The organism is Cupriavidus sp. 01L43, assembly GCF_056399925.1.
In genome coordinates, this window is sequence record NZ_JBFTSH010000009.1 from 114,577 (window position 1) to 135,992 (window position 21,416).

Consider the following 21,416-nt stretch of genomic DNA (forward strand, 5'->3'; position numbering starts at 1 on the left):
GTTGACCTGAGTTGACCTGAGCCTCACGCCCCCACCGCACCGCCCCCAAGGACCCCCTCCGCCGATGACCGACCCGGGCCGCCCCAGCTTTCCCGAGTACGACCAGCTGCTGACGCTGCTGGAATTGGGCGCCCCGTGGTTCCGGTCGCGCGTGGCGTGCCAGGTAGCCATGGACGACCGCTCGTTCGGCGTCCACGTGGCGGCGCTGGGCACGGACGCGCCCGACGCGCCGGCCATCGGCATCTTCGGCGGCATTCACGGGCTCGAGCGCATCGGCACCCAACTGGTGCTGGACTACATGCGCTCGCTGCTGTGCCGCCTGCAATGGGACGAACTGCTCCACCGCGAGCTACAGGCCGTGAAGCTGGTCTTCATGCCGATCGTCAACCCGGGCGGCATGTACGCGGCCACGCGCGCCAATCCCCGGGGTGTGGACCTGATGCGCAACGCGCCGCAGAACGCCGATGCGCGCGTGCCCTTCCTCGCCGGCGGGCAGCGCCTCGGCGCGTGGCTGCCGTGGTATCGCGGCCGCGCCGGTGCGCCGATGGAGCCCGAGGCCGCCGCGCTGCTGCGCGTGGTGGAGGAAGAACTGCTGGGCCGGCCCCTCAGTTTCGCGGTCGATTGCCATTCCGGCTATGGCTGGCGCGACAGCATCTGGTTCCCCTACGCGCGCACCCACGCGCCGATGGCGCACCTGCCCGAGATGTACCTGCTCAAGACCATGTTCGAGCAGGCCCACCCGCACCACGGCTACGCCTTCGAGCCGCAGAGCCACCAGTACCTGCTGCACGGCGACCTGTGGGACTACGCCTACGACCGCGCGCCGGCGGGCACGTTATTCCTGCCGATGACGCTGGAGCTGGGCTCGTGGCTGTGGATCAAGAAGAATCCCCGCCAGCTTTTCTCGCGCGCGGGCATTTTCAATCCGATCAAGGCCCACCGCACGGCGCGCGTGCTGCGCCGGCATGTGAGCCTGTTCGATTTCCTCGGGCGCACCGCCTTCGCCCCGGAGCGATGGCTGCCCCAGGGCGACCATCGACAGCAGTTGCTGGCGCAGGCAAGCGCGCACTGGCAAGACCGGAAACCGGCACCATGAACCCGTGGATCTTCCTGCGCGGCCTCACCCGCGAATCGCGGCACTGGGGCGACCTGCCGGCGCTATGGACCGCTCGCGGCCTGGGCCACCCGTCCCTGATCGACCTGCCCGGCAACGGCACCGCCCGCCACGCGATGGTGCCCGTCGACGTGCGCGGCATCATGGAAGCCGTACGCGCCACGGCCCGCGCCGACGGGGTGGCCGCGCCATGCCGCATCCTGGCGATGTCGCTCGGCGCCATGGTCGCCACCGAATGGGCCCAGCGCTATCCCGGGGAAGTGGCCGGACTGGTGCTGATCAACACCAGCATGCGCCCCTTCAGCACCATGCCGCAGCGCCTGCGCCCCCAGAACTGGGCCGCGCTCATCGGCATGGCCAACCACTGGCACGACCGCGCCCGCTGCGAGCGCACGGTCCACCGGCTGACCTGCGAACGGATGGACACCCGCGACGCCGACCTGGCGACGTGGGTCACCATCGGCCAATCCGCCCCGGTCACCCGCTCGGCGGCCCTCCGCCAACTGCTGGCAGCCGCCCGCTACCGGGCCGCCCCCTCCGCCCCGCCCTGCCCCACGCTGATCCTCTCCTCGGACGCCGACCGTCTGGTCAACCCGATCTGCTCGACCCGCATCGCGGCGGCCTGGCAGGCGCAGCACCTCCGCCACCCGTGGGCGGGACATGACCTGCCGCATGACGATGGGGGGTGGTTGTGCGCGATGGTCGAGAAGAACGGTCCTCTTTGATCTGCTGCCGGGACACGGCGTCGAGGCGCGTTGCCTGTTCGGGTGCAATTCCCAGTTCGAGAAACAAAAACCGCCGGAGGCCTTGCGGCCATCCGGCGGTTTTTTATGCAGCGTCTACGTCAGGCGCAGGTCTTGCCCAGCAGTGCGGCGGCGCGTTTGTTGCACAGGGCGCCGAGCAGGGTTTCCGCGGCGGCTTCCAGGCGCTCCTGGGTGCCGAACAGGCGCGCGGCGATCAGGCCGCTTTGGAGCGCGCCATACAGTACTTGCGCGAGCATTTCGGGCGGCACGGGGTACAAGGTCTCGCGCTGCTCCTGGCCACGTTCGAGCAGCTTGGCGAGCCAGGCCTCGTTGATGTGATAGAAATCCTTGAGCACCTTGTGCACGGGCTCGGGCAGGGACAGCACCTCGGTGGAGAGCATGCCGGCCAGGCAGATCTGGTCAGATCCGCACGTGGCGCGCAGCGGCTCCAGGTACTGGCGGGCCTGTTCCAGCACCGGCAGCGCGGGGTCGATATTGCGCAGGCGCTCGACGATGCGCGCGCTGTATTCCTTCACCGCTTCCAGGACGAGGTCGTCCTTCGACGGAAAGTAATAGTGGATGCTGGAGGTCTTGACCCCCACCAGCTCGGCCAGATCGCGGTAACTGAAGCCATTGAAACCACGGCGGCGAATCAGTACCAGCGTGTGTTCGAGCAGCTGCTCACGGACGGGTTGGGTTTTCATGGGGCAAAGTTTATCTACACGCAGATAGATACTCAACCGGGATTACCCCGATGTCAACGTCAGGAAGGCCGGCACCCTTTTGGGGCGCCGGCCGGTACCGCTTGCCGCGATCCGCGGCGGGCGATGGTAGAAATGGTTTAAGCGGTTTCGACAGCCGAATCATCCGCGCGGCCCGGTTCGGCGGAGACGCCGGTGCGGTCGCGGCCGGCCACGGTGTGGGTGCCGTCGGTGTACGGGTCGAACTTGCCGGCGCGGGCGCCATCGGAGAACGGGCTGCGCTGATCATTCACGCGGGCGCCGTCCACGAACGGGTTGCGGGGGCGATGTACGTCGCGGGCACCGTCGCTGTACGGGCTGCGTGCGTCGTTCACGCGGTAGCCGTAACCGTAGGCTTCACCGGTCTGGTTGCTGGCGGGAGCGGCCTGGGCAGCGCCCGTGACGAAGGCGGCGGCGAGAGCGGCGGCACTGAGGATGGTCTTGGCGTTCATGGTGAAGCTCCTTGTATTGGCTGCGTTTGCCGGGGCTACCTTCCGATGCTATCTACCACTAGATAGATATTTTGGCTCTGGAAGGCCCCGTTCGAGGTCTTGCTCAGACCACCGCTTGGTTTGTGCGGCGAGTCCATGGGTTGGATAATATCTACTGGTAGATAGACAAGCAAGGCGAATCTGGGGATCGCGCCGAAAACTTATTTATGAGGCCGATAGCCTGTCTCTCTTGCGGCCGGCGCCCCGGCCCATCGGGTGCTAGGCTTATCACATCCCCCGCGCCCCGGCCCGCCATGTCTGCCCCGCTGCCCACCCCGCCCGCTGCTGGCTCCCGTCCCCTGAAACGCTGGGTTGCCGGCGTGGCTGGCGTCGCAGTGGCCGCAAGTCTAGGCCGCTGGCTGGTCTTCCGGATGATGGAACGTGACGCTTTCGTCACCATCCCGATCGGGGATGTCACCCCAGACCACCTCGGCGTGCCGTCCCGCCAGTACACCTTCGCCAGCGGGGATCGCTCGCTGCACGCCTCGTTCGTCGCCGCGCCCGATCCGAGCGGCCCGGCGCTGTGCGTGTTTCACGGCGATTCCGAATCCCTGACCGACTGGGCGCCGGTCCAGGCCATGCTCCACGCGGCCGGCATCGGCTCCTTCGTGTTCGATTACAGCGGCTATGGCGCGAGTACCGGGCGGCCCTCGGTGCGCAACCTGCGTCAGGACGCGCTGGCCGGCTACCTCCAGTTCATCGCCGCCACGCCCGATGCGGCGCGGCGCCACGTGATGGGCTATTCGCTGGGAAGTGGGATTCTGCTCGATGTGATTGGCCGGCTGCGGCCCAGCCCGGACGGCGCCGTGATTGGCGCCGGTTTCCGCTCCGCGCGTGCGGCGGCGGTGGTCACGGGGCGGGTGCCCGCGTGGCTGGCGTGGATGCTGCCGGAGCCGTGGAACAACGCCGCGCGCATCCGCAAGCTGCGCATGCCGCTGCTGCTGATCCACAGCCGGCAGGACCAGACCATCCCGTTCAGCCATGGCGAATATCTGGCGCGGATGGCGCGCGCGCCGAGCCGGCTCGAGATCTTCGAGGACCTGCCCCACAACGCCGCCATCGAACCTGCGCACGCGCAGGCGTTCTGGGCGCCGGTGATCGCCTATCTCCAGAGCGGCGACCTGGGCGTCGCCGCCGCGCCGGACATCGCCCCTTAGATATTAGGTATCAGATATGAGTAAAGTCAGGCGCGCGCCAGCCTGGCCTGGACGCCCAGCACCTGGCGTGCCGCCGGCCGGACCGGCTCGTCGTCGAGCTTGAACTCGCCCACCACATGCTGGAGTTGTTGGGCCTGCTCGGCCAGCGCCGCAGACGCCGCGGCGGCCTCTTCCACCAGCGCGGCGTTCTGTTGCGTCACCTCGTCCATCTGCGCCACGGCCTCGTTGACCTGCTCGATGCCGCCGCTCTGGTGCTCGGACGCCTCGGCGATCTCGCCCAGGATCTGGGTCACATGCCGCACCGACTGGACGATTTCCGCCATGGTCTGACCGGCCTGCCCCACCAGCGACGAGCCCGACTCCACCTGCCGCGCCGAATCGTTGATCAGCACGTTGATTTCCTTGGCCGCCGCCGCGCTGCGCTGGGCCAGCGTGCGCACCTCGCCCGCCACCACGGCGAAGCCGCGTCCCTGCTCACCCGCGCGTGCCGCTTCCACGGCGGCGTTCAGCGCCAGGATATTGGTCTGGAAGGCGATGCCCTCGATCACGGCGATGATGTCCGTCACCTTGCGGGAGCTGGCGCTGATGGCCTGCATGGTCTCCACGACATTGCCGACGATGGCGCCGCCGCGCTCGGCCACGCCCGACGCGGACGCCGCCAGCCCGTTGGCCGTGCGTGCGCGCTCGGTGTTCTGCTTCACCATGGCGGTCAGCTCGCTCATGCTCGACGCCGTTTCCTCAAGCGTGGCGGCCTGTTCCTCGGTACGCTGGGACAGATCGGTATTGCCAGCGGCAATCTGGTGCGACGCCGACGAGATCGAATCGCTGGACGCCTTGATGCGCGTGACCAGGTCCGTCAGCATGTCCTCCATCTCGCCCAGCCCGCCCAGCAGGCGCCCGAAATCGCCGCCCCGCTCGGTCTCGAATTCCTTGCTGAGGTCGCCCGCCGCCACGGTTTCGGCGATGAACTCGGCCTCCTTGAGCGGGATCTCGATGGCGCGCGTCAGGCGGAACCAGCACACCACGCTAGCCAGCAGCACGGCGCCGCCCAGGCCCCAGATCCAGGTGCGGGTGTTGTCCTCGTTCGGGGGCACAGCCTGAGCCGTGGCGGCGGGCTTGTCCGGCGCGGCCGCCGCGCGCTGCTCCAGCTCGCCAATGCGCCCGAGCGCCAGTGTCATCATGACCGCCACCAACAGCACGACCACGCCAAACGCCGCGCCCAGCCGCGTGCGCATACTCAAGTTGTCCCAAGCCATGATGCCGTCCGCTCCTCGTAGTGCCCCGCTGTTCGTCGTTGCGTGTCGGGGCTATCGATGGGCTAACGGTCAGTCGGGTCCGGGACTTTAGGCCGGGCATGCCCCACGGAAGGGGGATGTGGCGCAAGGGTGGCTTTTAGTCGAACTTAGTCGATCAATGCGGCGGCGTCGCGGTAGTCGGCGTCCCACGCCGTGGCCAGCGCGCGGCAGCGGCCGAGCGCCACGGCGCGTCGCTCCACATCGACGACCACTACGTGATCGGCCCAGGCGGGCCGGGGCGGCAGTTCACCGCTGCGCCCATCGGTCAGCAGCCAGAGCCAGCGCCGCTGCATCGGCCGGTGGCGGGCCTGCGCCTCGAGCAACTGGCCGGCGCGCGCCACGCCCAGCGCCAGCGGGGTGCCGCCGCCGCCGGCAATCGGGCGGATCCAGTCGGCGTTCCAGTACCGTGCGCGCGACGGCGCGAGCCGGACTTCGGCCTGCTGGCCGGCAAAGCTGACCAGCGCCACGTCCGCGCGGGACTGGTAGGCGCGCTCCAGCAGCCGCACGAGCACGCCCTTGGCCAGCGCGAGCTGCTCGCCCTGCGTCATCGAGCCGGAACAGTCGAGCGCCACGCAATGCAGCACGCCGGCGCGCGCGTCGGCACGCCGGTGCCGCAGGTGCTCGGCGGCCAGCCGCGCCTGCCGCTTGGCCGCCAGCGTGCGCGGCCAGTGGATGCGCGCCCCGGGCACGCCCGCGCCCGGTGTGGCGGGACGTGGCATCGGACGCAGAGTCTGCCACCGGTTGCCGCCTTGCCGGACCTGCCCGGCGGCCTGCCGGTGGCTCAGGCTTTTTTTGGCGGGCGATTCCCGAAGGCGCGCAGCGGCTTGATGCTGGCGATGCCGGCGGCGGTGTCAGCCGGGGGCGGCATGGCGCCCCACGGGTTGTCCTGCGGCGCGGGCGCCGTGGCACGCTCCCCGGCCGATTCCACTTGGCCAGCTTCGGGGGATGCCGGCGACCCCGCATGGCGACGATGATGGAGCACCAGCTCCGCCACGGCATCCACATGCGCCACGGTCACCGCCGGGGCGCCGTCCCACGCGGCCAGCGCGCGTGCGGCGCGCAGCATGACGAGGTCCGCCCGCACGCCATCCACCGCCGCCGCCAGGCACAGCGCGCTGACATGGGCGTGCACGGCATCGGAGAAATCCAGCCCGCCGAGCGCGCCGCGCGCCCGGGCGACCTGCGCCGCCAGCGCCTGCTGGGCCGTCGCCACGGCGGCGCGGAACGCCTCCGGGTCGGTATCGAACGCCAGCCGGGCGCGCACGATGGCCTGCCGCGTGGCCGGGTCGGCGTAGTTGTCGAGCGCCAGCGCGAGGCCGAAGCGGTCGAGCAGCTGCGGGCGCAACTCGCCCTCCTCCGGATTCATCGTGCCGACGAGCACGAAGCGCGCCGCGTGCTGATGGGACACGCCATCGCGCTCCACCACGTTCACGCCGCTGGCCGCCACGTCGAGCAGCTGGTCCACCAGCGGGTCCGGCAGCAGGTTGACCTCATCCACATACAACACGCCCTCGTGCGCGCGCGCCAGCAGGCCCGGCGCGAAGCGCACCTCGCCCTGCTGCAGCACGTGGCTCAGGTCCAGCGTGCCGGTTAGCTGTTCCTCGCTGGCGCCCAGCGGCAGCGTGACGAAGTGGCCATGCGGCAGCAACTCCGCCAGCGCGCGCGCCGCCGTGGACTTGGCCGTGCCGCGCGGCCCGGTGACCAGTACGCCGCCGATGCCGGGATCGACGGCAGCCAGCAGCAACGCCTGTTGCAGCCGCGCCTGGCCGACCAGGGCGCTGAACGGAAACGGATGTCGCACGACGGTGACGGGACTCATAAGGATTGACCTTCGATGCGCTGCTCGTTATCGAGCAGATGTTGTTCGATCCGGCCGCGCTGGGCGCCCGGTTCTTGCCAGAGCCCGCGCTCCATGGCCTCCAGCAGCCGCTCGCAGATGCCTTGCAGCGCGCGCGGATTGTGCCGGGCGAGGAATTCGCGATTGACGGGATCGTGGACGTAGGCGTCCGCCACCAGCGCGTACTGGTGGTCGCCCACCACGCGGGTCGTGGCATCGTAGCCGAACAGGTAGTCCACCGTGGCGGCCATCTCGAACGCGCCCTTGTAGCCGTGCCGGCGCGCGCCATCCATCCACTTGGGATTGACCACCCGCGCCCGGATCACGCGGGCGATTTCCTCGCCCAGCGTGCGCACGCGCGGCGCGGCCGGGTTGGCGTGATCGCCGTGGTAAATCGCCGGCTGTTCGCCGCCCAGATGCCGCACGGCGGCCACCATGCCGCCCTGGAACTGGTAGTAGTCGTTGGCGTCGAGCAGGTCGTGCTCGTGGTTGTCCTGGTTCTGCACCACGGCGTCGATCTCGGCCAGCCGGGTGGCGAAGGCGTCGCGCGCGTCGATGCCATCGGCACGCTGCCCGTAGGCGTAGCCGCCCGCGTGCAGGTAGGCGTGGGCGAGGTCCGCGTCGTCCTGCCACTGGCGGCCGTCGATCAGGGCCTGGAGGCCGGTGCCGTAGTCGCCGGGCCTGGCGCCGAACACGCGCCACCCGGCGCGCTCGCGCGCCTCGTCCGGCGCGGCGCCCCCGGCTTGCAGCCGCGCCTGCTCCGCCAGCACGCGGGCGCGGATCGGGTTGACGTCCGCCGGCTCGTCGAGATCCGCCACGGCGCGCACGGCGGCGTCGAACAGCGCCACGAGGTTGGAGAAGGCATCGCGGAAGAAGCCGGACACGCGCAGCGTCACGTCCACGCGCGGGCGGCCGAAGTTGGCCATCGGCAGGATCTCGAAGTCCACCACGCGATGGCTGCCCTGCGCCCACTTGGGCCGCACGCCGAGCAGGGCCATGGCCTGGGCGATGTCGTCGCCGCCGGTGCGCATGGTCGCCGTGCCCCAGACCGACAGGCCCACCGCGCGCGGATATTCGCCGTGTTCCTGCAGGTGCCGTTCGATCAGCAGGTTGGCCGCGCGCAGGCCGAGCGTCCACGCCGTGCGCGTGGGCACCGCGCGGGTATCCACCGAATAGAAGTTGCGGCCGGTGGGCAGCACATCCGGCCGGCCGCGCGAGGGCGCCCCGCTCGGGCCGGGCGGCACGAAGCGCCCGGCGAGGCCGCGCATTAGCTGCGTCAGTTCCTGCGCGCCGCAGGCGTCCAGCCGTGGCGCCACTTCCTGGCGCAGCCGGGCGAGAACCTGCGCGGTGTGCGGCAGCGCTTTTTCGGCCTCCAGCCCGCCTTCCACCCCCCCGTCGAGCAGGCGCAGGGCCAGCATTTCCAGCCGCTCGCGCGTGTCGCCATGGTGGCGCCACGGGCCGGCGTCGATGTCCGCCAGCAGCGCCGGGCGCGGCCCCAGCCACGGCGCGGCCCAGTCGGCGTCGAGCGGGTCGAAGTCGTCGCCCAGCAGGAGGTCGGCGCCCATCGCCGTCAGCAGCCCCGCCCGGGCGTCCCGGCCATCGCCCACCGGAAAACGCGCCAGCGCCGCCAGCGTGTCCCGGCGCTGCACGCCGGCCGGAGACTGGCCGAACACGTGCAGGCCATCGCGGATCTGCGACTCCTTGAGTTCGCACAGCCACGCATCGGTGCGATTCAGCAGCGCGTCTTCCTCCTCGCCGCCGGCCGGCGCCGCCAGCCCCAGTTCCGTGTGCAGCTGCTGGCCGACAATCGTCGCCAGGATCTCCTTGCGCAGCAGCCGGGCGCGGCGCGCGTCCACGGTCAGCGCCTCGTAGTACTCGTCCACCTGCCGCTCCAGATCCTGCAGCGGCCCGTAGTTCTCGGCGCGCGTGAGCGGCGGCATCAGGTGATCGATGATCACGGCCTGCGTGCGGCGCTTGGCCTGCGCGCCCTCGCCCGGATCATTGACGATAAACGGGTACAGGTGCGGCAGCGGACCGAGGATGGCGTCCGGCCAGCAGGCGTCGGAGAGCGCCACGCTCTTGCCCGGCAGCCATTCGAGGTTGCCGTGCTTGCCCACGTGCACGATGGCGTCGATGCCGAACACGTGGCGCAGCCAGAAGTAGAACGCGAGGTAGCCGTGCGGCGGCACGAGTTCGGCATCGTGATAGCTCGCGTAGCCATCCAGGCCATCGCCGTCCACCCCATAGGCGCGCGCGGGTTGAATGCCGACGAACACCTGCCCGGTGCGCACGCCGGCGATCATGAAGCGGCCCTGACGCACCATCGGGTCGGCTTCGGGCGCGCCCCAACGCGCGGTCATCGCGTCCTGAAGCGCCGCCGGCAGCGCCGCCAGCCAGCGCCGGTAGTCGTCCACCGTCACGCTCTGGAACGCGGGCCGCACGGCGTGCTGGTCGAGGTCGTTGGTGATGCCGCGCGTCAGGCCCTGCATCAGCGCATCGCCGTTCTCCGGCAGCGCGTCGATGGCGTAGCCCTCGGCATGGAGGGCGGCCAGGATGTGCACGACCGACGCCGGCGTATCGAGCCCCACGCCGTTGCCGATGCGCCCTTCGCTGGCCGGATAGTTGGCCAGCACCAGCGCCACGCGCTTCCCGGCGTTGGGCAGCGTGCGGAGGCGGCACCAGCGGTGCGCCAGTTCCGCCACAAAGCGCACGCGCTCCGCGTCCGGCTGGTATTGCACGATGTCCGCCTCGGTGTGCGGGCAGCGGTAGGCCAGCCCCTTGAAGCTGACCGCGCGCGTGATGATCCGCCCGTCGACCTCGGGCAGCGCGATGTGCATCGCCACGTCGCGCGTGCCCAGCCCCTGGCTGTCGGCCAGCCAGTCCTCCCGATTGCCGCCGCTCAGGATCACCTGGAGTACCGGGGCATCGTTGGCGAGCGGGGCGTCCGCCTCGCCATCGACGCTGTCGAGCGAGGCGACGGCGAACGCCGTGGTGTTGAGGACGAGCGCCACCTCGTGCGCATCGCACAGGCGCTGGAGCACTTCACGGCAGAGCGGTGCCTTCAGCGAGGTCACCGCCAGCGGCAGCGGGCGCAGGCCGGCATCGAGCAAGGCATCGGCGATGGCGTCGAAGACGGCCGTGTTGCCGGCCTGCAGGTGCGAGCGGTAGAACAGCAGCGCCACCACGGGGGCGTCGTCGGCCAGCCCGTGGGCGGCCCAGCGCGCGGCCCAGTCCTCGACGGTGGCGACCGTCCGTTCCGGGTGATGGATGGCGGCTTCGGGCAGCACCTGCGGCGGCAGCGCGAGTGTGCCCCAGCCGAAGGCATGGTGAGCCAGACAGCGGAAAAACTGCTCGGCGTTGCCGGCGCCGCCTTCGCGCAGGTAGTGCCAGAGCTGATGGGACAGCGCGGCGGGCGCGTTGCCGTGCCGGGCGAGGTTGTCGTCCTCGGCCAGGTCACCGGAACCCATCACCAGCAACTGGCCACGCGCGCGGGCCAGTTCCGGCAGCCGCTCCAGCCCGTAAGCCCAGTCGTTGACGCCGCCCAGATGGTCCACCACCACCACGCGCGCGTGCTGGAGCACTTCGTCGATATAGAGATCGAGCGAGGCCGGCTGGCGCAGGTACATCTGGTTGGCCAACCGCACGGACGGGTAACCGGGGCCGAGGCGCGGCACCGCGCCGGCCAGCAGCGACAGCGTGGTATCTGCCGCGCTCAGGACGACGATCTCGCCGGGCGTCTGCGCGATGCGCAGCACGACGGCGCTGTCCTCGACAAAGCCGCCGGGCCGGGTGGACAGCAGGTGCATGGGTCAGCGCGCCGACAGCGCGGCGCTGCCGAGGAAGCCGGCGACGAGGGTGGCGGGGATCATGGCGGTGTGCATGCGGAATCCAGTGGCGGGGCGGGTCGCGTGAAGGCGATCAGGATAAAGAGATGTGGGATGGCTGTCCATCGGCGGCGGACGACGGTGATGGCGCCGCGCGCCGCGCCCGACGCCATTCCCGGAAGGCGCCCAGCGCGATGGCGAGCAAAGCCAGCGCCAGCGCTATCGGGCCATGGTGCGAGCGGGCGGGCGATGCCGCCGCTACCGGCGCCACGCGCGGAACGAGGTGTTGACCCGTCACCGACTGGGCGCGGTCGGCCTGTGGCGATGGGGCGGGTGCTGGCGCGGGCGCGGGCGTCGGCGTCGGCGCAGCCTTCGCCGTCATCGACGGCCGCGCCACCGGCCCCGGCGCCACCATCGCATCGGCCAACTCCCGGCCCAGCGCGCGCAGCAGCGCCGGGTCCACCCGCGCGGCCCGGCCCGCCTGCGCGATGTGCGCCATCAGCACCGGGTTGCCGCAAGTATTGGCCGTGCAGGAGAGGCCGTCCCGCCGCACGGCATCCGCGTAGCGCCGCAGCAGCTCGGCGCGTTCTTCGTCCGTGAAGCGATAGCTGCCCTGCCGGTCCACCTCGAGCAGCCGCGCCAGAATGCCCTGCTGCGCGTGCGGATTGGCCTGCCGGAAGAAGGCGTCCATGCCGAGGCCGAGCTTGTCGGCCACGTAGACGTCATAGGTGCGCTGCCAGAACTCGCCCGGCATCTGCTCCGGCACGGTGGCCTGGAAGCCGTAAAGATGCTCGATCTCCTTATACATCTCGCGCGCGCCGGCATAGCCCGAGCGCTGCATCGCGCGGATCCACTTCGGGTTCCATTGCCGCGCATTCAACTCCGTGGCCAGCCATGTGCGGGCATCCACGGTATCCGTCTCGCCGGCGCGGCGCAGGTTGTGCAGCCAGAAGCGCGGCGCCTGCCCGCGCACCGCGCGCGTGGCGGCGGTCAGGCCGCCGGCGTACTGGTAGGTATCGTCGTTGTCCAGCGCGCCGTACAGCGTGCTGGTGCGCGAGAACAGCACGGCCTCGTTCGAGGCCAGATGGCTCGCCAGCGCATCCGGCGCGCTGGCGCCCCAGCCTTCGGCCGAATAGGCGAAGTTCATGTAGCGCAGGTACTGCCGCGCGAGGGCGTCCGGGCCGTCCTGCGCATCGCGGCTCTGCTCCACCATCTGCTGCACGCCGATGGCGTAGTTGCCGGGCTTGGCGGCGAACACGCGGGCGCGGGCCAGTTTGCCGGCGGTGTCCGGGTCCGTGCCCCGGGCGACCAGCGCGGCGGCCACCGTGCGGTCGTGACGGCTGATGGCGTTGTCGCCGGCGGCAGCGGCCAGCCGTGCGGCCTTGTCAAGCAGCGCCACCTTGTCGCCAAACCCATCGCGGTAGATGCCGGAAATCGTCAGCAGCACGTTCACACGCGGCCGGCCCAGTTCGGCATCGGGAATCAGCCGCACGTCCTCCACGCCGCCGCGCGCGTTCCATACCGGCGTCACGCCCATCAGCCAGAGCGCCTCGGCCTCCATCGCGCCCTGATGCCGTTCCGTTTCGCCGTACCAGAGCACCATCGACACCGACTCCGGCAGCCGCCCCGTTTCCTGCCGATAGCGCGCCAGCGTCTGCGCGGCCATGGTCTTGCCGAGCGCCCACGCTGCCGGCGTGGGGATCTTCGCGCCATCGAAGGCATGGAGGTTGCGGCCCGTGGGCAGGCCGTCGGGCGTGCGCACGGGGTCACCGAGCGGCCCGGTCGGCAGATAGCGGCCTGACAACACGGTGACGAGGCCATCCAGTTCGCCCCGGGGCGATGCGCGCAGATCGGCCAGCCATTGCCGGGCGAGTTGGAGCGCGGCCCGCACAGTAGGCGCCTGATCGTCGGCCAGTCCGTCCAGCGACGGCGCGCGGCCGGCGACCAGATCCTCGGCCCAGCCGTGCACCCGGGCGTCATGGGCGGAATTGCGCAGTTGGGACGACAGCAGCAGCGCCAGCGCGTCCGCCTGATCGGCCTCGGGCGGCATCTCGCCGAGCGCGTGGATGCCCAGCGGCATCGGCTCGGCCTCCACCTTGTGCAGGAAGGCGTGCAGGATCGGCTCGATCTGCGCCCACGGTGCGTTGGCGTCGAGACCCAGTTGCTGGTCGAGCTTCAGCGCGCGCATCTGGGCGATGGCCTGCTGCCGGTACTGCGCCGATAGCTCGGGCGAGCTGTCCCGCGTGGCCTCGGCCTGCTCGATGGCTTCGTCGAGCTGCGCCAGCACGGGTGGCTGGCCGGCGCTGGCCAGCAGCGGCGACAGATGGCTCACCAGCACGGCGGCGCTGCGGCGCTTGGCCTGGATCGCCTCGCCGCCGCCATCCTGGATGTAGACGTAGGCGTTGGGCAGGTCGCCGAGCAGCACTTCGGCGCTGTCGTCGCCAGCCTGCCCCACCTGCTTGCCGGGCAGCCACTCCAGCGTGCCGTGCCGGCCCACGTGCACCACGGCATCGGCGCCGAAGGCATGGCGGTACCAGAGATAGGCGGCGAGGTAGGAATGCGGCGGTGGCGTGATGGTGTCGTGCGAGGTATCCATCGCGCGCGCGAAGGTCGAGCGCAGCGGCTGGGGGCCGACGAACACATTGCCGAAACGCAGGCCCGGAATCACGAAGGCCGGCTCGCCCTGTGGGTCGCGCGCCACCATCAGCGGATTGCGCTCGGGCGGGCCCCAGGCCCGCGTGACGGCGGCGCGGAAGGCGGGCGGCAGCGCGTCGAACCAGCGCCGGTACTGCGCCATCGGCAGCAGCGTGACGTGGCCGCCGCGCACCATGCGCGCCAGCTCGCCGGGCGACCAGGTTTCGATGTTGCGCCCGTTCGCTTCCAGCAGCGCGGTCAGCGTGGCGGTGTCTGGCAGGTCATCGCCCGTTTGATAACCCGCCGCGCGCAGCCGCTGCAGGATCTGCGTGAGCGACGGCAGCGTGGCCAGGTAGCTGGCGCCGAGATTGCCGCGCCCGGGCGGGTTGTTGTAGTAGAGCACCGCCACGTGCTTGCTGGCGGGCGGCTTGTCCTGCAGCGCGATCCAGCGGCGCACGCGCGCCACGATGGCCTCCACGCGCTCGGGCACCGCCGCGCTGCGCTGGCTCCCCTCCCCGCCTTCCTGCGTGGCGAACAGGATCGGCTCGGTCGCCCCGCTGCGCTCGGGCGCGGTCAGCAGCAACGGCAGCCGCTCCCCGGCGATGCCACGTACATCGGCACGCCAGCCGGCTTCGCTGTCGCGCGTGGCAATCAGGTTGATCGTGTGCAGGCCGTGCCGCGCCAGCCAGTCCTTGTCCTCGGCGCGCGGAATGGTCAGGTTCAGCGCCAGCAGCGCGCGCAGCGGCGTGGTGCCATCCTGCGTGACCAGCGCATCGAGCCCCGAGAGCGGCCAGCCGAACACCGGCACCGCGCCTACGCCCTGGCGCTCCAGCGCGGCGATCAGGGCGTCGATATGGGCGAGGTCACGCTGGCGGTAGTGGGTGGCGTAGAAGGCGATGCCGACCAGCGGCGCGCCATCGGCAACGATGCCGGCCTGCCGGTACCACTTGAGGTAGTCCGCCAGCGACGCGAACGGCTGCGCCGCGCGCGGATGGTAGATGCCGGCCGCCGGCGCAGGGCGCACGGCGGGCACGGCGACCACGTCCTGCGCCGGCAGCCCTTGCATGCGCTGCCGCGCCGCCACGGCGAGGGCGAGGAAGGCGGCGAGGTTGTCCACGCCGCCCGCTTCCCAATAGGGCTGCGCGGCATCAGCAACATCGCGCCGGGCCGCTACCGGGCCCCACGCCGCATCGACGCTCTCCGCCGGGGCGCCGAAGACCAGCACACCGCGCGCGGCGGCCTGGCGCACGCCGGGTGCCATCGCGCGCAGCACCGTGGTCGGGGCGAATCGTGCATAGATGACATCGGCGTGCGCCAGCGTTGCGGCGTCCGGGGCATCGGTGCGGAAGGTGAACATGGCCAGCGCGTTGCCGTGCGCAGCGCGGAAGGCGGCTTCGGCGGCGGGCAGCAGGTGGGCGTTCGACGTGACGACAAGCACGCGCACCGGCGCGGCAGCGACCGCGGCGACTGCAGCCACCACCGAAGTGGGCAGCAGCAGGCAGCAGAGCAGCGCGAGCCACAGGCGCAGGCAGCGGGCGACGGCAGGATGGGGAGTCACTCGGAGGGGGCAGGATGGCATGACGGGCAGCACACCGCACATCGCGGAAACGGCTGGCCCGGCATTTTACCCGCAGTGGATGCGGCAGCCGCGCGCCATTCGTACGTATGTTTGATGCGTGCAGATCACCTGCTGTTGCGCGCCACCCACGCGGGTGTTGTTTTTTTCATCGGATGGGCGCCGGCGGTCCGCTTTGCAATGTTGACCATGACAGGCAATTACGTCACACAGCCGCCGGTAGTAATCACAAAGTATGGCGCCGGAATCGCCCCGGATCGCGCCCGGATCCCCCGCAATCACGGGGCGGGAGGCCAATGGGCGAACAATCTACTCATCCAGGTAAGTGGCGGCAATCATCCTTGTGGGCGACGCCACATGCATTGTGGTGACCCATCGTGTACCTCGCGGCGAATCGACTATATTTGACCTATGGCGCGCACATCCCGAATCACCCAGCCGTAAGACAGCCCTGGAGGTAACTGCCATGCGTTCGCTTGCCAACTTGTTCAGTCCGCCGACGCCAGAGAAGATCGCCGAGAAGGAACTGCAAGACATGAGGCTGACGCTTTTTCAGGCAGAGCGTCGCCTGCTGGAAGCGCAGATGCAAGTCGATTACTACCGCAACATGATCTCGTTCCTCGAGGAAGTGGGCGCGACCGGTGTCGAAGGCGTGGCGGACCGTCGCCATGCGGCCATGTCGCCCACCCCCGGGGCACCCGCCCTGCCGCCGGCCTCGCAGCCCGCGCGCGTGGCGCCGGGCCTGACCACCGTCCCCATCGTACCCTCGGCCGCCTGACCGTTCCTTCGCCCGGCCGGCATGCCCGGCTGTGCGATACTCGCCGCGTTCGATGCCATGCCGCCCCCACTCCGGGGCGGCATGCGCACGTCTGCACCAGACTTCAAGGAACCGGCCCATGAGCACCCTTCTGCCCGCGATTGACCTCGAGACCGCGCCAAACCCCACGCACAGCGTGATCTGGATGCACGGCCTTGGCGCCGATGGCAACGATTTCGTCCCCGTCGTGCCCGAACTGGGCCTGCCCGCCACGCTGGCGGTGCGCTTCATCTTCCCGCATGCCCCGGCGATTCCCGTCACCTGCAACAACGGCTACGTCATGCCGGCCTGGTATGACATCTATTCGCTCGACGAAGCCGGCCGGCGCGCCGACGAGGCGGGCATCCGCACCTCGTGCGAGGCCATCCGCGCGCTGATCGCGCGCGAGAACGCGCGCGGCGTGCCGACCAGCCGCATCGTGCTGGCCGGGTTCTCGCAGGGCGGCGCCATCGCCTACACCACGGCGCTGACGCACCCGGAGACGCTGGCCGGAGTGATCGCGCTCTCCACCTACATCCCCTCGCCAGACCTGATCGCCGCCGAGGCCACGCCCGCCAATGCCGCCACGCCGGTGTTCGCCGCGCACGGCACGGAGGACGACGTGGTGCCGCTGGGCCTGGGCACGCGCGCCCGGGACTTCCTCACCGCGCGGGAGCAGCCGGTGGCCTGGCACACGTACCGCATGCCGCACTCGGTCTGCCTGGAAGAAATTGCCGATATCGGCCAGTGGCTGCGCGAGCGGCTGGCATGATTCCCACCACGCCCCCGCCCCGCATCGATTTCAACACCCGCAAGGCGCTGCTGTTCGCGCTGACGGCCGAGCGGCTGGCAGCGTTCTACGAACACGGCAAATGGATGACCGACGCGCAGGGCGCCACGCTGGCCGGGATGTGGCTGTCGCGCTCCAAGCTGCAACTGGCGCTATCGGAACGGCGCCTGCTTTCGGAGCTGAGCGATCAGTTCGCGCGCCAGTTGTCCGAATCGCTCTCGCGGGAAGCCGGCCTCTACGCGACGCACGAGATGATGGAGGCGCTCGATCCGAACTACCAGTCCGCCTTCGCCCATGACATGCTGGACGAATGCGAACGGCTGCTCCATGAGAACGGCGTGACCGAGTGAGAGCTAGGGCTCAGACCGGGCTCAGACCGCGCGGCGCACCGGATTGAGTGCCTCGCCGTCCAGTCGCCGGAACACGAAGGCCGACAGCAGCGTGATGATGCCCACCGCCAGGAAGGCCAGCCGATAGGCGGGCGCGGCCACGCCCAGCTCGTTCGAGAACAGGCTGACGAGCCCGCCGCCAATCGTCACGCCCAGGCCGATGGCCAGCATCTGCACCATCGAGAACAGGCTGTTGCCGCTGCCGGCGTCCTCGCGCGAGAGGCCCTTCAGCGTCACGCTGTTCATGGCCGCGAACTGCATCGAGTTCGAGGCCCCGAACGTGGCCAGTTGCAGGATGGACAGGGCCAGCGGCCAGCCCGGCGACATCGCCGCGAACGAGGCAATCGAGGCCCCCACGATCAGCGTGTTCACCAGCAGGAAGTTGTCGTAGCCGTAGCGGTTGACCAGCGGCACGATCCAGCGCTTGGACACGGTCCCGGCCACCGCCACCGGCAGCAGCATCAGGCCCGAATGGAACGGCGAATAGCCGAGCTGCAACTGCATCAGCAGCGGCAGCAGGAACGGCACCGCGCCGGAACCGATGCGGCAGACCAGATTGCCCACCAGCCCCACGCTGAAGTTCGGCTCGCGGAACAGCGCCAGCCGGAACAGCGGCGTGGCGTGCCGGCGTGCATGGGGGATATAAAGCAGCGCGGCGACGATGCTGACGGCGGCCAGCCCCAGGCTCCACAGCAGCGCGTGGGATGCGCCGTGCGGCACGTCCAGCGCCAGCGAGAACGCCACCATGCATAGCGACAGCAGCCCGCAGCCGACCCAGTCGAACGGCGGCGCCACGCCGGCCTCCCCCGCCGGCAGGTAGCGGCGCACCGCCAGCAGGCCCACCAGCCCCACCGGCACGTTGATCAGGAAGATCCAGTGCCAGGACGCGCTCTGCACCAGCCAGCCGCCCAGCACCGGGCCGAAGATCGGCCCCACCTGCCCGGCGATCGACACGAACGCCAGCGCGGCGATGTACTGCTCGCCCGGGATATTGCGCAGCACGGCCAGCCGGCCGATCGGCAGCAGCATCGAGCCACCCACGCCCTGCAGCACCCGCGCGATCACCAGTTGCGTGAGCGTATGGGCTGTGGCGCAGTAGATGGAGCCGAGCACGAAGATCAGGATGGCGCAGAAGTACACGCGCCGCGTGCCGAACTTGTCGGCGAGCCAGCCGGAGGCGGGGGTCAGCATCGCCATGGTCAGCGTGTAGGCCACCACCACCGGTTTGAGGTCGAGGGGCTTTTCGCCGAGGCTGTGCGCCATCGAGGGCAGCGCGGTGTTGACGATGGTGGTGTCCAGCGTCTGCATGAAGAAGCCGGCGAAGACGATCCACAGCATGGCCTTCTGCGAGGCGGCGGCTGGGCTGACGGGGGCTGAAGCGGTGGTCATGGTGATTCTTTGTAATCCCTGGTCGGCAGTGGCCAGGAACAATGGACCCTATGGTAAACACCGGGCTGCCCATCGGGAACCCCTCTGGCGTTATTGACTGCAATCGGAAAAGCCGATGACAATGGCCCGATGCTCAATCCCGTCTGGATCCAGACCTTCGCCACCGTGGCGACGGCGCGCAGTTTTACCGATGCCGGCCGCCAGCTCAGCCTCTCGCAATCGTCGGTCAGCGACCATATCCGCCGGCTCGAAGACAGCGTGGGGCGGCGCCTGTTCGTGCGCGACACCCACTCCCTGCGTCTGACTGCCGATGGCGAAGCGCTGCTGGTCCACGCCCGGCTAATCCTGGAGGCGCTGGCGCGCGCAGAATCGCAGTTCAGCGCGCCCCGGCTGCGCGGCCGCGTGCGGCTGGGCACCTCGGACGACCTCGCCCAGGGCCCGCTGCCCAATGTGCTGGCGGCGTTCCGCGACACCCATCCCGACGTGGAACTCGAAATCACCATCGGCATGACCGGCAAGCTCTATGAATTGGTCGATGCCGGCATGCTGGATCTGATGATCGGCAAGCGGCGCGAGGGCGACCGGCGCGGCGTGTCGCTGTTCCGGGGGCCGCTGGAATGGCTGGCCCGGCCGGGCACGGTGATCGACGTGCGCCAGCCGCTGCCGCTGATTCTGGTGAACGAGCCCAGCGTCACGCGCTCGATTGTGCTCGCCACGCTGGCCAAGGCCGGCTGGCCCTGGCGCGTGGTCTGCGCCAGCAGCAGCCATTCCGGCTGCATCGCGGCCGCGCGCGGCGGGCTCGGCATCACCGTGCGGGCGCATGCGCTGGCGGGGCGCGGGCTGGTGCCGCCCGTCAACAGTCAGGAGTTGCCGGCGCTGCCAGAAGTGGAATTTATCTCGCTGGCGGCTGGCCGCCTGTCGGAGCCGGCGGAGACGCTGCTGACGCTGCTGCGCAAGAGTGATCTGCGCGCATCGCGCATGGATTGAGGCGTCAGCAGCCCGCTTCGTCGCCGATTCAGCCGAGCGTGCGCAGCGCCTGGTAGGCCGTGAGCAGGTGGTAAGGCGTGGTGGACGGCATTTCGGCGCGCACCACCTCGCCGTCCGGCGCCACGCATTCGTGCCAGCCATCGGCATGGAGAAAACGGCTGCGGAAGCGGTCGATCCACTGCTCCAGTTCGATCAGCGGCGCCGCGTCTGGCTCCACGGTGCCCTTTACGGCCAACGCGCGGGCGAATTCGGTCTGGGCCCAGATCCGCTGGGTACCGTCCTGCAGCGTGCCGTCGAGATCCAGCGCTGCGCTGACACCGAGTGTGTCATTGATCACACCATGGGTGCGTGCGAAGTCGTACGCGCGGCGCAGCGAGGCCGGCAACGGCGTATCGGCGAACAGGGCCGGCGCCATCATCACCAGCGAATACCACTCGAACTGATGTCCCGGCTCGATCCGGTTGCCGGGCGTGCCCTGCGGCTGCTCGGCCACGCAGCCATTGGCGGGATCGACGAAACGCTCCGCCACGGCCGCCGCCATCTCTGGCAGGCGGGCGGTGAACCAGCTATCGCCCGTGACATCGCACGCGGCGAGGTAGGCCTCCGTCAGGTGCATGACCGGGTTCTGGAGCACGCCGCCGCCGTTGACCGCAAAGTTGGGCGACAACGCCGCGTGATAGAGGCCGTTTCCGTCGCCGAATCGATTCTCGATCACATCCACGGTGCGGCGCAGGGTCTCGAGCGCCGCCGCACTGCCCCCGGCGCGATGGTAGTGGGCGCAGGCGAAGACCACGAAGGCGTGGGTGTAGAGGTCGCGCGTCGTGTCGCGCGGCGCGCCATCGGCATCGGTGCTGTAGATCCAGCCGCCTGCGCCATCACCGAAATAGTGCTGGAGCGAGGCGAACAGCGTATCGGCATGCGCGAGGTGGCCGGCGGTGGCGAAGACGTACAGTTGCCGCGCGCAGGCCATCGCCCGGAAACGCTTGTCTGGCAAGGGCTGGCTGGTGGCGCCATCGAGCGCCTCATGCGCCAGCCGGAGGTCTGCCCGCCAGCCGGGACCGGTCCAGGCGGGCAGGATGGCCGTGTCGAAATGGGCGATCAGCGAGGCGATCCGTTCGGAAAGTGTCGGAGAGGCGAGCATGGGGGTGAGCGAAATGCGGGCGCTGCCGCGTTGCGCGGCCACTGCCCAGGCGACACAAGATACTGGAAATGACAGGGCGGCGGAAGGCGCCAGGCGCCGCGCGCGCCGCACGGCGGCAGATGACACTGGCAAAGCGGCCATGCGGTGCTATGTTGAAAGTCCACCACCGGTCGTAACTCTGCCCTCCGGGAGAACCGCCATGTCCGCTCATCCCACGACAATCGCCGACCACCGTCGCACCCTCGTGATGCATGTGATGGAAGACCCACCCGGACGCTATACATGGCGCATCGTGGTGGAGGAGAAATGCGGAGGCGCCGAATGCGACAGCATGATCGAGGCGGCCACCGACTACGGCTCCCAGGCTGAGGCCGAAGCGGCCTGCTGGGCCGCCGGCAACAGCATGCTAGACGGCCAGCGCGCGGCAAGCGAACTGCCCGGCATGTATCCGAAGGACATGCGCCATTAGACGCATCGAACATCCGTTTGGCAGGCATTAAGCGACGTTAGCGC

Annotated in this window: 17 protein-coding genes; 8 read left to right on the plus strand and 9 right to left on the minus strand. The window is 70.0% G+C overall.

What is annotated here, in order from left to right; genetic code table 11:
• Positions 1 to 64: 64 nt before the first annotated feature.
• Positions 65 to 1,096: a M14 family zinc carboxypeptidase gene (locus tag AC1DP9_RS16690; protein ID WP_477107956.1), complete on the plus strand. Its 1,032-nt coding sequence runs from the start codon at positions 65 to 67 to the stop codon at positions 1,094 to 1,096.
• The gene (locus AC1DP9_RS16695) at positions 1,093 to 1,839 is read left to right on the plus strand and encodes an alpha/beta fold hydrolase (RefSeq protein WP_477107957.1); all 747 of its coding nucleotides are present in this window, start codon (positions 1,093 to 1,095) and stop codon (positions 1,837 to 1,839) included. Before AC1DP9_RS16690 ends, AC1DP9_RS16695 begins: the two co-directional genes overlap by 4 nt.
• Positions 1,840 to 1,958: 119 nt before the next feature.
• Here AC1DP9_RS16695 and AC1DP9_RS16700 read toward each other — a convergent pair whose 3' ends face one another.
• Together AC1DP9_RS16700 and AC1DP9_RS16705 are read right to left on the minus strand one after the other, a co-directional pair.
• Positions 1,959 to 2,561: a TetR/AcrR family transcriptional regulator gene (locus AC1DP9_RS16700; protein WP_477107958.1), complete on the minus strand. Its 603-nt coding sequence runs from the start codon at positions 2,559 to 2,561 to the stop codon at positions 1,959 to 1,961.
• A 137-nt stretch (positions 2,562 to 2,698) separates the two neighbouring features.
• Positions 2,699 to 3,049: a hypothetical protein gene (locus tag AC1DP9_RS16705; protein ID WP_092297157.1), complete on the minus strand. Its 351-nt coding sequence runs from the start codon at positions 3,047 to 3,049 to the stop codon at positions 2,699 to 2,701.
• A gap of 293 nt (positions 3,050 to 3,342) precedes the next feature.
• Here AC1DP9_RS16705 and AC1DP9_RS16710 point away from each other — a divergent pair, with 293 nt between their 5' ends.
• On the plus strand, positions 3,343 to 4,245 hold the full coding sequence (locus AC1DP9_RS16710; RefSeq protein WP_441592891.1) for an alpha/beta hydrolase: 903 nt from the start codon (positions 3,343 to 3,345) through the stop codon (positions 4,243 to 4,245).
• 26 nt (positions 4,246 to 4,271) lie between these two features.
• Here the strand turns inward: AC1DP9_RS16710 and AC1DP9_RS16715 are convergent, their stop codons facing one another.
• From AC1DP9_RS16715 to AC1DP9_RS16735, 5 genes are all read right to left on the minus strand, one after another.
• Positions 4,272 to 5,501: a methyl-accepting chemotaxis protein gene (locus tag AC1DP9_RS16715; RefSeq protein WP_477107959.1), complete on the minus strand. Its 1,230-nt coding sequence runs from the start codon at positions 5,499 to 5,501 to the stop codon at positions 4,272 to 4,274.
• A 146-nt stretch (positions 5,502 to 5,647) separates the two neighbouring features.
• Entirely contained in the window at positions 5,648 to 6,259 is a 612-nt protein-coding gene (locus AC1DP9_RS16720; protein ID WP_477107960.1) for a vWA domain-containing protein, read from the minus strand.
• 62 nt (positions 6,260 to 6,321) lie between these two features.
• Positions 6,322 to 7,359 (minus strand): magnesium chelatase ATPase subunit I, encoded by a 1,038-nt coding sequence (locus AC1DP9_RS16725; protein WP_092297144.1) that lies wholly within the window; start codon positions 7,357 to 7,359, stop codon positions 6,322 to 6,324.
• Positions 7,356 to 11,183: a cobaltochelatase subunit CobN gene (gene cobN, locus AC1DP9_RS16730; protein WP_477107961.1), complete on the minus strand. Its 3,828-nt coding sequence runs from the start codon at positions 11,181 to 11,183 to the stop codon at positions 7,356 to 7,358. The genes AC1DP9_RS16725 and cobN overlap by 4 nt, the downstream gene beginning before the upstream one ends.
• A gap of 112 nt (positions 11,184 to 11,295) precedes the next feature.
• The gene (locus AC1DP9_RS16735) at positions 11,296 to 15,393 is read right to left on the minus strand and encodes a cobaltochelatase subunit CobN (protein WP_477107962.1); all 4,098 of its coding nucleotides are present in this window, start codon (positions 15,391 to 15,393) and stop codon (positions 11,296 to 11,298) included.
• A 484-nt stretch (positions 15,394 to 15,877) separates the two neighbouring features.
• Between AC1DP9_RS16735 and AC1DP9_RS16740 the strand changes: the two genes are divergently transcribed.
• The 3 genes from AC1DP9_RS16740 (at position 15,878) to AC1DP9_RS16750 (ending at position 17,347) form a co-directional block, all read left to right on the plus strand.
• Entirely contained in the window at positions 15,878 to 16,189 is a 312-nt protein-coding gene (locus tag AC1DP9_RS16740) for a hypothetical protein (RefSeq protein ID WP_092297134.1), read from the plus strand.
• 118 nt (positions 16,190 to 16,307) lie between these two features.
• The gene (locus AC1DP9_RS16745) at positions 16,308 to 16,979 is read left to right on the plus strand and encodes an alpha/beta hydrolase (RefSeq protein ID WP_477107963.1); all 672 of its coding nucleotides are present in this window, start codon (positions 16,308 to 16,310) and stop codon (positions 16,977 to 16,979) included.
• Positions 16,976 to 17,347, plus strand: a complete 372-nt coding sequence (locus AC1DP9_RS16750) for a hypothetical protein (protein ID WP_177219960.1) — start codon at positions 16,976 to 16,978, stop codon at positions 17,345 to 17,347. Before AC1DP9_RS16745 ends, AC1DP9_RS16750 begins: the two co-directional genes overlap by 4 nt.
• Before the next feature lie 21 nt (positions 17,348 to 17,368).
• Here AC1DP9_RS16750 and mdtD read toward each other — a convergent pair whose 3' ends face one another.
• Entirely contained in the window at positions 17,369 to 18,775 is a 1,407-nt protein-coding gene (mdtD, locus tag AC1DP9_RS16755) for a multidrug transporter subunit MdtD (RefSeq protein WP_477107964.1), read from the minus strand.
• 129 nt (positions 18,776 to 18,904) lie between these two features.
• Here mdtD and AC1DP9_RS16760 point away from each other — a divergent pair, with 129 nt between their 5' ends.
• A complete protein-coding gene (locus AC1DP9_RS16760; RefSeq protein ID WP_477107965.1) occupies positions 18,905 to 19,762 on the plus strand; it encodes a LysR substrate-binding domain-containing protein in 858 nt (285 codons plus the stop codon).
• 28 nt (positions 19,763 to 19,790) lie between these two features.
• Here the strand turns inward: AC1DP9_RS16760 and AC1DP9_RS16765 are convergent, their stop codons facing one another.
• Complete coding sequence (locus AC1DP9_RS16765) at positions 19,791 to 20,903, minus strand: AGE family epimerase/isomerase (RefSeq protein ID WP_477107966.1); 1,113 nt, start codon at positions 20,901 to 20,903, stop codon at positions 19,791 to 19,793.
• 199 nt (positions 20,904 to 21,102) lie between these two features.
• Here AC1DP9_RS16765 and AC1DP9_RS16770 point away from each other — a divergent pair, with 199 nt between their 5' ends.
• A complete protein-coding gene (locus AC1DP9_RS16770) occupies positions 21,103 to 21,372 on the plus strand; it encodes a hypothetical protein (RefSeq protein WP_092297120.1) in 270 nt (89 codons plus the stop codon).
• Positions 21,373 to 21,416: the final 44 nt, after the last annotated feature.

Excerpts from the sequence above, each read along its gene's own strand:
- AC1DP9_RS16690 (WP_477107956.1), top strand. The coding sequence starts at position 65 with ATGACCGACCCGGGCCGCCCCAGCTTTCCCGAGTACGACCAGCTGCTG.
- AC1DP9_RS16695 (WP_477107957.1), top strand. The coding sequence starts at position 1,093 with ATGAACCCGTGGATCTTCCTGCGCGGCCTCACCCGCGAATCGCGGCAC.
- AC1DP9_RS16700 (WP_477107958.1), bottom strand. The coding sequence starts at position 2,561 with ATGAAAACCCAACCCGTCCGTGAGCAGCTGCTCGAACACACGCTGGTA.
- AC1DP9_RS16705 (WP_092297157.1), bottom strand. The coding sequence starts at position 3,049 with ATGAACGCCAAGACCATCCTCAGTGCCGCCGCTCTCGCCGCCGCCTTC.
- AC1DP9_RS16710 (WP_441592891.1), top strand. The coding sequence starts at position 3,343 with ATGTCTGCCCCGCTGCCCACCCCGCCCGCTGCTGGCTCCCGTCCCCTG.
- AC1DP9_RS16715 (WP_477107959.1), bottom strand. The coding sequence starts at position 5,501 with ATGGCTTGGGACAACTTGAGTATGCGCACGCGGCTGGGCGCGGCGTTT.
- AC1DP9_RS16720 (WP_477107960.1), bottom strand. The coding sequence starts at position 6,259 with ATGCCACGTCCCGCCACACCGGGCGCGGGCGTGCCCGGGGCGCGCATC.
- AC1DP9_RS16725 (WP_092297144.1), bottom strand. The coding sequence starts at position 7,359 with ATGAGTCCCGTCACCGTCGTGCGACATCCGTTTCCGTTCAGCGCCCTG.
- cobN (WP_477107961.1), bottom strand. The coding sequence starts at position 11,183 with ATGCACCTGCTGTCCACCCGGCCCGGCGGCTTTGTCGAGGACAGCGCC.
- AC1DP9_RS16740 (WP_092297134.1), top strand. The coding sequence starts at position 15,878 with ATGCGTTCGCTTGCCAACTTGTTCAGTCCGCCGACGCCAGAGAAGATC.
- AC1DP9_RS16745 (WP_477107963.1), top strand. The coding sequence starts at position 16,308 with ATGAGCACCCTTCTGCCCGCGATTGACCTCGAGACCGCGCCAAACCCC.
- AC1DP9_RS16750 (WP_177219960.1), top strand. The coding sequence starts at position 16,976 with ATGATTCCCACCACGCCCCCGCCCCGCATCGATTTCAACACCCGCAAG.
- mdtD (WP_477107964.1), bottom strand. The coding sequence starts at position 18,775 with ATGACCACCGCTTCAGCCCCCGTCAGCCCAGCCGCCGCCTCGCAGAAG.
- AC1DP9_RS16760 (WP_477107965.1), top strand. The coding sequence starts at position 18,905 with ATGCTCAATCCCGTCTGGATCCAGACCTTCGCCACCGTGGCGACGGCG.
- AC1DP9_RS16765 (WP_477107966.1), bottom strand. The coding sequence starts at position 20,903 with ATGCTCGCCTCTCCGACACTTTCCGAACGGATCGCCTCGCTGATCGCC.
- AC1DP9_RS16770 (WP_092297120.1), top strand. The coding sequence starts at position 21,103 with ATGTCCGCTCATCCCACGACAATCGCCGACCACCGTCGCACCCTCGTG.